This window comes from Mangrovimicrobium sediminis (assembly GCF_004745945.1).
GTDB classification, from domain to species: domain Bacteria; phylum Pseudomonadota; class Gammaproteobacteria; order Pseudomonadales; family Halieaceae; genus Mangrovimicrobium; species Mangrovimicrobium sediminis.
In genome coordinates, this window is the sequence record NZ_SRLE01000006.1 from 1 (window position 1) to 11,604 (window position 11,604).

10 protein-coding genes are annotated in these 11,604 nt (G+C 66.7%); 4 read left to right on the forward strand and 6 right to left on the reverse strand.

Translation table 11 applies throughout. The features are described 5' to 3' along the window. Nucleotides 1-21: 21 nt before the first annotated feature. From E4634_RS06855 to E4634_RS06870, 4 genes are all read right to left on the reverse strand, one after another. A complete protein-coding gene (locus E4634_RS06855) occupies nucleotides 22-894 on the reverse strand; it encodes a retention module-containing protein (RefSeq protein WP_135442160.1) in 873 nt (290 codons plus the stop codon). A gap of 173 nt (nucleotides 895-1,067) precedes the next feature. After that, nucleotides 1,068-1,697, reverse strand: a complete 630-nt coding sequence (locus tag E4634_RS06860; RefSeq protein ID WP_135442162.1) for a response regulator transcription factor — start codon at nucleotides 1,695-1,697, stop codon at nucleotides 1,068-1,070. Beyond that, the gene (locus tag E4634_RS06865) at nucleotides 1,697-3,112 is read right to left on the reverse strand and encodes an HlyD family type I secretion periplasmic adaptor subunit (protein WP_135442164.1); all 1,416 of its coding nucleotides are present in this window, start codon (nucleotides 3,110-3,112) and stop codon (nucleotides 1,697-1,699) included. Before E4634_RS06865 ends, E4634_RS06860 begins: the two co-directional genes overlap by 1 nt. Then, nucleotides 3,109-5,235: a type I secretion system permease/ATPase gene (locus tag E4634_RS06870; RefSeq protein WP_135442166.1), complete on the reverse strand. Its 2,127-nt coding sequence runs from the start codon at nucleotides 5,233-5,235 to the stop codon at nucleotides 3,109-3,111. The genes E4634_RS06865 and E4634_RS06870 overlap by 4 nt, the downstream gene beginning before the upstream one ends. 457 nt (nucleotides 5,236-5,692) lie before the next feature. On the opposite strand from E4634_RS06870, the gene E4634_RS06875 reads away from it, so the two are divergent. Continuing rightward, on the forward strand, nucleotides 5,693-5,908 hold the full coding sequence (locus E4634_RS06875; RefSeq protein WP_135442168.1) for a hypothetical protein: 216 nt from the start codon (nucleotides 5,693-5,695) through the stop codon (nucleotides 5,906-5,908). A gap of 2 nt (nucleotides 5,909-5,910) precedes the next feature. Here the strand turns inward: E4634_RS06875 and E4634_RS06880 are convergent, their stop codons facing one another. Both E4634_RS06880 and E4634_RS06885 read right to left on the reverse strand, forming a co-directional pair. Then, nucleotides 5,911-6,948, reverse strand: coding sequence for a COX15/CtaA family protein (locus tag E4634_RS06880; protein ID WP_135442170.1), 1,038 nt, complete (start codon nucleotides 6,946-6,948; stop codon nucleotides 5,911-5,913). Nucleotides 6,949-6,964: 16 nt separating this feature from the next. Then, nucleotides 6,965-8,218 carry an acetyl-CoA C-acyltransferase family protein gene (locus tag E4634_RS06885; RefSeq protein WP_346763332.1) on the reverse strand — a complete coding sequence of 418 codons (1,254 nt, stop codon included), beginning with the start codon at nucleotides 8,216-8,218 and terminating at the stop codon, nucleotides 6,965-6,967. 93 nt (nucleotides 8,219-8,311) lie between these two features. Between E4634_RS06885 and E4634_RS06890 the strand changes: the two genes are divergently transcribed. The 3 genes from E4634_RS06890 to E4634_RS06900 all read left to right on the forward strand — a co-directional run bounded on the left by E4634_RS06890 (nucleotide 8,312) and on the right by E4634_RS06900 (nucleotide 11,578). Further along, nucleotides 8,312-10,198 carry an ATP-binding cassette domain-containing protein gene (locus E4634_RS06890; RefSeq protein ID WP_135442174.1) on the forward strand — a complete coding sequence of 629 codons (1,887 nt, stop codon included), beginning with the start codon at nucleotides 8,312-8,314 and terminating at the stop codon, nucleotides 10,196-10,198. A 135-nt stretch (nucleotides 10,199-10,333) separates the two neighbouring features. Then, on the forward strand, nucleotides 10,334-11,023 hold the full coding sequence (locus E4634_RS06895; RefSeq protein WP_135442175.1) for a hypothetical protein: 690 nt from the start codon (nucleotides 10,334-10,336) through the stop codon (nucleotides 11,021-11,023). Between the two features lie 39 nt (nucleotides 11,024-11,062). Further along, nucleotides 11,063-11,578, forward strand: coding sequence for a DUF4124 domain-containing protein (locus E4634_RS06900; RefSeq protein WP_135442177.1), 516 nt, complete (start codon nucleotides 11,063-11,065; stop codon nucleotides 11,576-11,578). Nucleotides 11,579-11,604: the final 26 nt, after the last annotated feature.

The window sequence follows — 11,604 nt, forward strand, 5'->3', positions numbered from 1 at the left end:
TAATCCCAGTTTGGGTCTTAGCTATTGTGTGTTCAGATATGTTAAAGCCACTTTCGTTGTTTTTTCAGTCTGAAGACGGCATACGAACTTCGCATTAGTGTCGTGGGCTCGGAGATGTGGATAAGAGACCGGAGGCGGCGGTTCGATAGGGCCGACCACGTCGATGATAACGTTGGCCGTATCCACCTGGTTGCCGGCCGGATCGGTGGCGGTGTAGGTGAATGTATCCTGGCCGAGGAAGCCCGGGTTCGGCGTGTAGGTCACGGTGCCGTCGGGGTTGAGCACGGCGACGCCGTTCTCCGGCTGGGTGATGCTGACCACTACCTCGCCGAAGTTGAAGACGTCGTTAAGGGTCACCTCGACAGTGACCGGTGTGTTCTGCTCGGTGGTCTCGGCGTCATCGATGGCATCGACGACTTCCTGTTCGTCCTGGGCGAAGGCGGCGGCGTCACTGTAGGCGAAGCTGCCCGGAATCCCGGCGAACTCGGAAGTACCCTCGGCGATGCGGCCGAGACGGATAAAGCTGTGGTTGCCCGAGCTGGGAAGGTCGCGCTCGCCGATCGCGGTGTCGTCCAGGATCTCGCCGAGGTCCTCGCCGCTCTCCAACGCGGCCAGAACCTGCTGCACGGTCTCGTCCTGCACGGCGCTCTCATCGGCGCCCGGGGCACGCTCGGCGACCAGGTCGGCGCTCAGCAGCAGTTCCGGGACATCGCTGACCACCAGGGGCTGGCCATCGGTGGTTTCCAGCTCGAGCTGGGCGCCGGCGGGGGTGACCACGGTCTCGCCCTGAAGCAGGACGTCGCCGGGCTGCAGTTCGCGGATTTCACCGTCCGCGCTGCGCGCATAGGCCTGGCCGGTGATAGCGACGACGGTGGCGATTGCTGTTCCTTCCATATCATTTTCTCCTGCCCACACCGCCCATGGGAGGCGGATTCAGGCACAGTGATGACTTTCGATGGCCAGATCATACGCCCCCGACAGAGGGCTCACATTGTACTTTTGGACAGGTTCCGGGAGCGGCGTCCCGGTCTGTGAGGCGGGTCACAACAAGCGCAGAAAACGTCGGGTCAATTGACGGTGGAATAGGTGGGAATGTTGTTCATGGCCAGGGCCAGCTGCACGCGGTCGCGCACCCCCAGCTTGTCGAAAATAGTCGACAGGTGTGCTTTGACCGTGCGCTCGGTGATGTTCAGCGCACTGGCGATCTCACGGTTGCTGGCGCCGTGGGCGACCTGCTCCGCGACCATCAGCTCGCGCGAGGTGAGCTCGTTGAGTTCGCGCTCGACCCGCGGCTGCGGCGCGATCACCCGGCTGGACAGGGCGAGGAAGCGCTGCATGAGCCCCGGCGGCATCCAGAAGCCGCCGTGTTCCACCACGGTGGCGATCTCACGCAACTGCTCCGGCGCAGCCCCGCTGTGGCAGTAGCCCATGGCCCCCTGGTTGAGGCACTGGAAGGCTTCCGCGTCGCCGGGCACCGGCGACATGACCACCACCGGTTGCCCGGTGGCGACGGCGGCGCGCAGGTCGTCGGCGCGCTGCGCCGGCGGCGTGGTGCCGAGGTCCAGCCAGAGGATGGCGCGCGAGCCGTTTACCGCTCCCGGCAGGGTCTCCAGCCCGGGCACCACGCGGGCGCCGGGGAAGGCCTGCAGCCAGCGCTCGCGCAGGCCGGGATTGGCACTGACAAACACCTGTTTCATCAGCGTTCCGTCAGGGCGTACTGCTTGGCCCGCAGCACTGGCTTCATCAGGTAGGCCAGTATGGTTTTCTTGCCGGTCAGGATATCCACTTCCACGGTCATCCCCGGAATAATCGGTTTGTCCTCGGCGAGTCCGGACTCGTAGGTGCGCACCAGCACCTCGTAGAACGGATTGCCCTCCTCATCCATGACGGTATCGGCACCGATGTGCTCAACTTCACCCTCCAGCCCGCCGTAGACCACGAAATCATAGGCGGTGAATTTCACCAGCGCCTGCTGCCCGGGCACCAGGAAGGCGATGTCCTTGGGCCGGATGCGCACTTCCAGCAGCAGGGTGTCGTCCGCCGGCACCACCTCGATGATTTCCTTGCCCGGCAGTACCACGCCGCCAATCGTGTGGTAGTAGAGCTGCTTCACCGTGCCGTTGACCGGCGAGCGTACTTCGGTCTGCTTGACCCGGTCGGACAGGCCGGTCCCCGCCTCGCGCAGCGCGTTGAGGCGGGAGATAGTTTCGGCCAGCTCCTCGCGCACCTCGTTGACGAAATTGAGCTCGACTTCCGAGACCTTGCGCTGCGCTTCCTGTATCGCCGACTGCAGGCGGTTCATCTGCGCCGCTGCCTGCTTGCGCTCGCCGCTGAGCTTGTTGACATCGCGCTCCAGGCGCAGGATTTCCACCTCGGAGACGGCGCCGGAGTTGACCATGGGACGGGTCAGGTCCAGCTCGCGCTGGGCCAGGACCAGGGAGCGCGCCGCCTGCGCCTCGCGCGCGCGCACTTCCTCCAGTTCCTCGCGGCGCTGGTGCAGTTGCTCCTCGGCAATCTGCTTCTCCAGGGCCAGCTGCTCCTGGCTGGAGGCGTACAGGGCCATCTCCTGGTCGACGATGCCCGGCACGAACTCTTCCATCGCCGGGTCCGGCTCGAAGGGGGTCTTGTCCACTACCGCGCGCAGGCGCGCCGCCTTCACCACCAGCGCGCGATACTCGGCGAGGTTCTCGCGCAGGGATGACTGCGAGCGGGTCTGGTCCAGGCGCACCAGCAGCTGGTCCTTGCGCACGACATCGCCTTCTCGTACCAGGAGCTCGGTGACCACCCCGCCGTCCTGGGACTGGATGACCTGCACCTGCCGCGAGGGCACCACCTTGCCCTGGCCGCGCGTGACCTCGTCGATCTTCGCCAGCGCCGCCCACACCACCAGGCACACGGTAATCAGCGCGACGGTATAGAGCATGGCGCGGGCGCGCAGCGGCTGCTGCTCGACAAATGCACGATGGGCGTCCTGGCGCCAGTCCAGCGGCGCGCTGTCCACTTCTTTCATCCACGGCGAAAACAGCCAGTCGACCAGGCGGCGGCCGGGACCGCGGCGTTTTTTTACCGGCGCGGCCTGGGGGAGCAGTTCCTCGGGCAGCTTCTCGTTCATTGCGCCTTGCCTATACGGCCCTGTTGCAACGCCTGCACCACGCTCTCGCGCGGGCCATCGGCGACCAGCTTGCCGTTGTCGACGACCAGGATACGGTCGACCAGGTCGAGCAGCGCGTTGCGATGGGTGACCACGATCCAGGTGCGCCCGTTGGTGAAGTCCTTGAGCTGTTTCTTGACGGCGATTTCCGAGGAGTGGTCCATGGAGCCGGTGGGCTCGTCCATCAGCAGGATGGGCGGCTCATTCACCACGGCGCGCGCCAGGGCCACCGACTTGCGCTGGCCGCCGGAGAGCGAGTCACCGCGCTCGCCGATCATCATGTCGAAGCCGGCCGGGTGGCGGTTGACGAATTCCGAGAGATTGGCGATTTCCACCGCGCGCACCAGCGCGGCGTCCGAGACCTGTGGGTTGGACAGCGTGAGGTTCTCGCGCAGGCTGCCGAAGAACAGGGTCACGTCCTGGGGCACGTAGCCGACCCGCGAGCGCAATTCGCTGGGGTCGAGCTGGCGCAGGTCCACACCGTCGACCATGATCGCGCCCTCGGTGGGCTGGTACAGGCCCATGGCCAGCTTGAGCAGGGTCGACTTGCCCGAGCCGACGCGGCCGAGAATGGCGACCCGCTCACCCGGGCGGATGCGGAAGGAAACGTCCTTGAGCGACTCCATGCCGCCGCCGGGATAGGCAAAGGATACGTTCTTGAACTCGATGTCGCCGCGGAACATCTCGCGCGACAAAAAGTGCGCCCCCTCGGGTCGCTCCAGCGGTTTGCTCATGACCTCATCGAGGGTCTTCAGCGCGATCTCCGCGTTGTGGTACTGGGTGATCAGCCCGGCGAGCTGGCCGAAGGGGGCCATCACCCGCCCGGACAGCATGGTACAGGCGATCAGCCCGCCCATACTCAAATCACCGGCGGTGATCAGGTAGACACCGGTCACGATGACGAACATGGTCACCAGCTGCTGGCTGACCTGGGTGACGTTGATCGCGGAACTGGACAGCAAACGCAGCTGGATGCCGACCCGGGCGAGGAAACTGGTGGTCTCCTCCCAGCGCCGCTGCATGCGCGATTCCGCGCCCATCGCCTTGATCGTGTCCAGGCCGACCAGGGATTCGATCAGTGTGGCGTTGCGCATGGCGCCGGCACGATAGGTGGTCTCGGCGAGTTCCTTGAGCTTGCCCTGCACCGACATGGCAAAGCCGAGCACCAGGGCCAACCCAAGCACCAGCGGCAACAATACCGGCAGCGCAATCCAGCCGATCACCGCAATGAAAATAAGAGCGAAGGGAATATCGATGAGGGTAGTGATCGACGCGGAGGTAATGAAATCGCGCACGGTCTCGAAGGAGCGCAGGTTCACCGCGTAGGAACCCACCGATGCCGGCCGGTGTTCCAGGCGAATGCCGAGCACACGCTCCATGATGCGCGCAGAGAGCTTGATGTCCACGCGCCGGCTGGCGAGATCGAGGAAGTAGCCGCGCATGCTGCGCAGCGAAATGTCCGCCACCATTACGATGACCACCCCCGCCGCGAGCATCCACAGGGTCTCCACCGCGTGGTTCGGCACCACGCGGTCATACACGTTCATGGTGAACAGCGGCAGCGCGAGCGCGAACACGTTGATAAAAAACGCGGCTACCAGCACATCGCGGTAGATCGGCGCGTTGGCGCGCATGGCGTCCCAGAACCAGTGGCCGCGTTCGCTGGTGCCGGTGCGCGGCGCGCGCTGGTCGAAACGGTAGCGCGGCCGGCAGACGATGGCGGTGCCGGTATAGGCCGCCTCGAGTTGCTCGCGCGGTACCTCGACCACCGCCTCGTTGAGTTCCGGGTAGACCACCCGGGCACTGTCGCCCTCCCAGCCCATCAGCAGGCAGGCGCGCTCGTCGTGCAGCAGCAGCACCGCCGGCAGCAGCGCCGGTTCCAGTTCGTCCAACGCCCGCGGCAGGACGCGACTGGCCAGGCCCACGCGACTGGCCGCGCGCTCGAACAGCGAGGGCGAGAGCGCGCCGTCGGTAATCGGCAGCCCGCTGACCAGCGCCTCCGCGGTGGACGCGCTACCGTGGTAGCGGCACAGCGCCAACAGGCACTGCAGCAACGGGTCGTCCGCGCGGGAGGTTGTGTTCATTCCACTGTTCACGCAATTTCCATTTTGCTGTTCGGGGCTGTCTTGCCGTTGCCTGTCGGGACTGCCCTGGCTTCCAGGACTGACTCGCCTTCAAAGGTCTATCGGCGGCCTGGAAAAATCTTCTACGACGGGTGCCGCCGGGATGGCATTTCCGCGCTCCCAGCATAGGTCACGCGGCCATCTATTTCTAATTGCGCCATGCGGCTTCACTCACACTTCACGGAGAAACCAAACGAGATAGCGCACAACTGTGGACAGGTGCACAGCGCACCCACCGGCAACGGGTCGCGCCATGGTGCAGCGTCGGCGCCGGCGGAACAACGCGCGGCAGCGGCTTTTTGTGACCCGCTTCACAAAGCCTGCGATTTCCACAGCGACGTCCCCCCCGGGGCGTTACCATAACTGCAACTAACCTGCAGACAGTCTCTCACCCGACGCGGTGGCAGCGGGAGAATCCATGGGCGAAAGAGCACGCTTCGAAGCGCGAGACCTCGGTTTCGAGCAGCCTTCTTGCGGCACCGGCACACCGCGCTACATCGGCATCGAGCGGCGCCACATGACACGCCGCGTCCGCGCAGACCGGCGCATGGATGTGCGCTTCGAACCGGGCAAGCAGGACCGTCGCAAGAATAACGGGCGGCGGGCCGAGGATCGCATGCCCAAATTCTGGTGAGCTCAGCCCTCGCCGTGGCGCAGGGTGTGCGCCGCAAACAGCACCGCACTCAGTAACAGCACCGCCCCGCCCTGGTGGGCAGCGGCGAGGCTCACCGGCACGTGCAGCAGCAGCGTGCTGATCCCCAAACCCGCCTGTACCCACACCGCCGCCAGCAGCAGGCCGGTGGCCAGTGCCTGTCGTCCGTTCAGGCCGCGGCGCCAGGCGCGCCAGGCAAACAAATGCACCAGGGCAAAAATCACGTAGGCGAAGATGCGGTGGTTGAACTGCACCGTGGTGATATCGTCGAACGCCGCCAGCCAGGCCGGGTCCGTCGCGTACAGGCCGGGCGGGATAAAACTGGTGCCCATCAGCGGCCAGGTACTGAATGCGAAACCGGCGCGGGTCCCCGCCACCAGTCCGCCGCTGAGTATCATCAGGTAGATGAGAACGACCAGCCCCAGCGCCTTCCCCGCCAGCGGATGACGCCCGCTGCGCGCGGGCGCCAGCAGGCCCATGGCCACCCACAGCATGAACGCGTAGATCAGTACCGCCAGGCCCAGGTGGGCGGTCAGCCGGTACTGGCTGACCCGCGGATTGTCCACCAGCCCGCTCTTGACCATGTACCAGCCGAGCAGGCCCTGCAGCGCGCCCAGCGCGAACAGCCCCCACAGTTGCGGCATCACCCCGGGGCGCACCCAACCGCGCATGGCGAAGAACACCATGGGCAGGAAAAACAGCACACCGATCATCCGGCCCAGCAAACGGTGCAGGTACTCGAACATGAAGATCGACTTGAAGCCGTGCAGGTCCATGCCGCGGTTGACCTTCTGGTACTCGGGAAACTGCTTGTACTTGTCGAAGGTTGCCTGCCAGGCCTCTTCGCTGAGTGGCGGGATAGCGCCCATCAGGGGCTTCCACTCGACCATGGACAGGCCCGAGTTGGTCAGGCGGGTAACGCCGCCGAGGATGATCATGCCGAAGATCACCGCCGCACACAGCAGCAGCCAGGCAGCCACCTGGCGATCGTGGTCGGCGTGCTTGCGCTGGGTCAGGGTCATACCGCGTTACATCCCCTCACTCGCAGCGTTCGAACAGGGCGGCGATGCCCTGGCCACCACCGATACACATAGTGGCCACCGCGTAACGGCCGCCGGTGCGCTGCAGCTCGCAGATCGCCTTCAGCGAGATCAGGGCGCCGGTGGCACCCACCGGGTGGCCCAGGGAAATGCCCGAGCCGTTGGGATTGACCTTGTCCGGATCGAGGCCGAGTTCCTTCACCACCGACAGCGCCTGGGCGGCAAACGCCTCGTTGCACTCCCAGACGTCGACATCCTCGATGGCCACGCCGGTGCGTTCCATCAACTGGCGCACCGCGGGCACCGGGCCGATGCCCATGATCGACGGATCGACGCCGGCCAGGCTGTAGCCGAGCATGCGCGCCATCGGCTTGAGGCCGCGCGCCTCGGCGGCGCCGCGCTCCATCATCACCACCGCCGCGGCGGCGTCATTGATACCGGAGGCATTGGCCGGGGTTACCGTGCCATCGGGCTTGAACGCCGGGCGCAGCTTGGCCATGTCGGCGTCGGTGGCGTCGAAACGCACGTGCTCGTCCTGGTCGAAGACCACCACGCCCTTGCGGGTCTTGATCTCGATAGGAAGTATCTGCTCCTTGAAGCGGCCCTCCTCGATGGCGCGCTGGGCGCGGCGGTGACTCTCGGCGGCCAGGGCGTCCTGTTCCTCGCGTGTCACCGAATACTGTTCGGACAGGTTCTCGGCGGTGATGCCCATGTGGTAGTCGTTGAACGGACAGGTCAGGGCGCCGGTCATGGCATCTTCCATGACTGCGTCGCCCATGCGCGCACCGAAGCGCGCCTTGGGCACCCAGTAGGGCACGCGGCTCATGGACTCGGCGCCGCCGGCCACCGCCGCGTCGCAGTCGCCGAGCAGGATCATCTGCGCCGCGGAGATCATCGCCTGCAGGCCGGAGCCGCACAGGCGGTTGACGGTCATCGCCGGGGTCTCGATGGGCAGGCCGCCCTTGAGCGCCGCCACCCGGCCCATGTACATGTCGCGGCGGTCGCTGTGAATCACGTTGCCGAACACGCAGTGGCCGATATCGGTGGGAGCCAGGCCGGAGCGCTGCAGCGCCTCCGCGACCACCCGCCCGGCCAGTTCCGTCGGCGCCAGGTCTTTCAGGCTGCCGCCGAAATCGGCCACGGCGGTACGCACGCCACTCAGGATCACTACTTCACGCTGGCTCATCTGTTCTCTCCGCTGCTGTCGCTGCCCGGGGCGGACGCCCCGGGGCCGGTGTTCGAGGGCTGGCAACTTTACCAGAAGCGCCCGGGAAATTCAGGCCCGCTGGCGGGGGCGCCGGCCTTGGCGTAGACTGCGCCTCCCGCGCAACCACGAAGCCATTCCATGCCCCTGCTGCGACTCGACAAGGCCGGCCTGCACCACGGCACCCACGTCCTGCTGGAGGACGTCGACCTCAGCCTCACCCGCGGCGACCGCCTCGGCCTGCTCGGCCGCAACGGCGCCGGCAAGAGCACCCTGCTGCGCGTGCTGGCCGGCGACCAGGCGCTGGACGACGGCGAGCGCTGGCTGCGCCCCGGCACGCGCATCGCGCGGCTGGAACAGGACCTGCCGGCGGCGCACACGCACACGGTGTACGACATGGTCGCCGGCGCCTTTGCCGAGACCGGGGAGTTGCTCGCGCGCTACCACCAACTGGTGCGCGAGGGCGACATGGATGCCCTGGCCGGAGTGCAGCAGCGCCTGGAGGCGAACGACGGCTGGAACCTGCAGAACCGGGTGGACACGATACTCAGCCGCCTGCAACTGCCGGCGGACACGCCCATGTCCGAGTTGTCCGGTGGCTGGCGCCGGCGCGTGGCGCTGGCCCGGGCGCTGGTGGTCGACCCGGACATCCTGCTGCTGGACGAGCCCACCAACCACCTCGACATCCCCGCCATCGCCTGGCTTGAAGAACAACTGCGCAGCTATCCCGGCTGCCTGGTGCTGGTCACCCACGACCGGCGCTTCCTGCAGAACGTGGTCAACGGCATCGCCGAACTCGACCGCGGTCACCTCGACCTGTGGCGCGGCGACTACCGCGGCTTCCTGCGCCACCGCGAGGAGACCCTGGCCGCTGAGGAGCGCGCCAACGCCCTGTTCGACAAGAAACTCGCCCAGGAAGAGGCCTGGATTCGCCAGGGCATCAAGGCGCGGCGCACGCGCAACGAGGGCCGGGTACGTGCCCTGAAGGCGATGCGCGATGAACGCGGCCGCCGCCGCGAGCAGGTCGGGCGCGCCGATTTCGCGGTGGCCGACGCCGAGCGCTCGGGCAAGGTGGTGGCGGAACTGCAGCACGTCAGCCATCGCTACGGCGACAAGGTCATCCTGCGCGACTTCTCCACCGTGGTGCAGCGCGGCGACCGCATCGGCATCGTCGGCCCCAACGGCGCCGGCAAATCCACACTGGTGAAGATCCTGCTCGGCGAACTGGCGCCGGACAGCGGCACTGTGAAGCTCGGCAGCAAGCTGGAGGTGGCCTACTCGGACCAGCTGCGCGGCCAGCTGGACCCTGAGAAAAACCTGATCGACAACGTCTGCGGCGGCCAGGAGTTCATCGAGACCGGCGGCCGCCGGCGCCACGCCATCAGCTACCTGGGCGATTTCCTGTTCGGCCCGGAGCGTGTACGCACGCCGGTGAAGGCGCTGTCCGGCGGCGAGCAGAACCGCGCGGTGCTGGCCCGCCTGTTCACCCGGCCGGCCAACCTGCTGGTGCTCGATGAGCCGACCAACGACCTGGATATCGAGACCCTGGAACTGCTCGAGGAAATCCTGCTGGACTTCGACGGCACGGTGATCCTGGTCAGCCACGACCGCGAATTCATGGACAACGTGGTCACCAGCCTGCTGGTTTTGCGCGGCGACGGCAGCGTCGACGAACAGGCCGGCGGCTACAGCGACTGGGAGGCCCGCGGCGGACGCCTCGAGGCCGCCACGGCCCAGGCGCCTGTCGCACCGGCGGCAGAAGAGGTCGCAGCGCCACCGCCCCCTGCGGAAAAACCCCGGGCGCGACCGCGCAAGCTCTCCTACAAGGAACAGCGCGAGCTGGAATCCCTGCCGGCACAGATCGAGGCGCTGGAGCAGCGGCAGGCCGAACTGGAAGCGCAACTCGCCGAGCCCGACTTCTACGCTGGCGAGCGCGCGGAAGTCGAACGCGTGACCGGCGAACTGGGCACGGTGCAGGCGGACCTCGAAGCGGCCATCGAGCGCTGGGTGGAACTGGAAAACGAATAGTCCGGCGGGTAGCCCGGGTGAGTCCTTTTACGCCGCAGCGCAGGGACATTACACTTGGCCCCGCCCCGAACCGGCCGTGTATTCCCGGCCCGCGCCGGGCGCCATGAATTTGCCAACCCGTGAGGTGTTCTCCGGATGACCACAAGCCACGGCCGTTTCCGTCTCTGCCTGATGCTGCTCTGCCTGCTCGCGCCCGGCTGGGTCGAGGCCCATCCCGGTCGACGCTTCGAGATCCAGGTGGTCGACGGCCGCATCGTCGCCCAGGGCGTCAATACCAAGTCGGCGCCCCCGATGGGCGAATCCCCGGTGCGCCCCTACCCCAACGTCGTCCACGATCATTTCGACCTGTTCGTGCTCAACGGCCAACCCATCGGCTCGGCCAACCTGCCCGGGCTGGATATCCCCGCAGACACGCCACTGGCCGGGCACAGCGTTTACGCCGAGGTCACCGGCTTCTACCTGACCGACGCCGAACAGGTGGCCGCGGCCACCGCCATTGGCGACGCCCTGCAACCGCTGGGCGAAGACCAGGAAGTGCGCATCCGCCTGAACCAGACCGACGTGTCCTCGCGCGCGCTGCCGGCGCAACTGACGATTGCCGGGGACATCCCGGCTGCCGGCGTCGCCGACATCGATCCGGTGTATCATTTCGTCGGCGAACTCGGCGAAAATTTCGTCGTGATCGAAATGCAATTGCGCAGCGATGCGCCGGGCATCGCAGCCTCGGGACCGGTCTACATCGTCATGGCACCGCCCGGGATGCAGTACCACATGCCGGCGCTGCGCCTGGAAATCCGCCTCGTCTCCGGCACCGGCGGGGATTGAACCACTCTCTGCGCAGGCACTGGAAAAGGACCTCGACGCATGCAGCAGGCACACCACCGCTTCGCCCTGGCCGCCCTCGCACTGGGCTGGATACTCCTCGCACCGCCACTTGCCGGCGCCGCTGAAATCTACCGCTGGGTGGACGATAAGGGCAACGTGCACTTCGGCGACAAGCCGCGCGACCCGGCGCAGGCGGCTGAGGCGGAGAATGTCGAGGTCAACGAGGCCTACCGCCCGCCCGAGCGCAGCGACGAAGAATTGCAGGAGATGCGCGATGCCAGCGAGGCCAACTGGAACCGCGCGCGCGAATTGCGCCGTGAAGAACAGGCCGAGGCCGAGCGCGAGCGGACCGAACGCGAACAACGACTGGCGGAGGTCTGCGGCGAACTGGACGCCGAGATACAGCGTTTCTCGGGCATTCGCGTCGTCGATGGCCAGCGGGTGCTGACCGCCGGCCTGCACAGCGACGGCCGCGTGGCCACCGAGGAGGAGCAGCAGGCCCACGTCGAGCAGCTGCGCCAGTATGCGGCGCAACTGGGCTGTCCCGGCTACTGACCCCACCCACAGCGGTCCGCGCCGGC

What these genes read in the sequence shown, in the direction of transcription:
- E4634_RS06855 (WP_135442160.1), bottom strand. Translation starts at nt 894, where the DNA reads ATGGAAGGAACAGCAATCGCCACCGTCGTCGCTATCACCGGCCAGGCC.
- E4634_RS06860 (WP_135442162.1), bottom strand. Translation starts at nt 1,697, where the DNA reads ATGAAACAGGTGTTTGTCAGTGCCAATCCCGGCCTGCGCGAGCGCTGG.
- E4634_RS06865 (WP_135442164.1), bottom strand. Translation starts at nt 3,112, where the DNA reads ATGAACGAGAAGCTGCCCGAGGAACTGCTCCCCCAGGCCGCGCCGGTA.
- E4634_RS06870 (WP_135442166.1), bottom strand. Translation starts at nt 5,235, where the DNA reads ATGAACACAACCTCCCGCGCGGACGACCCGTTGCTGCAGTGCCTGTTG.
- E4634_RS06875 (WP_135442168.1), top strand. Translation starts at nt 5,693, where the DNA reads ATGGGCGAAAGAGCACGCTTCGAAGCGCGAGACCTCGGTTTCGAGCAG.
- E4634_RS06880 (WP_135442170.1), bottom strand. Translation starts at nt 6,948, where the DNA reads ATGACCCTGACCCAGCGCAAGCACGCCGACCACGATCGCCAGGTGGCT.
- E4634_RS06890 (WP_135442174.1), top strand. Translation starts at nt 8,312, where the DNA reads ATGCCCCTGCTGCGACTCGACAAGGCCGGCCTGCACCACGGCACCCAC.
- E4634_RS06895 (WP_135442175.1), top strand. Translation starts at nt 10,334, where the DNA reads ATGACCACAAGCCACGGCCGTTTCCGTCTCTGCCTGATGCTGCTCTGC.
- E4634_RS06900 (WP_135442177.1), top strand. Translation starts at nt 11,063, where the DNA reads ATGCAGCAGGCACACCACCGCTTCGCCCTGGCCGCCCTCGCACTGGGC.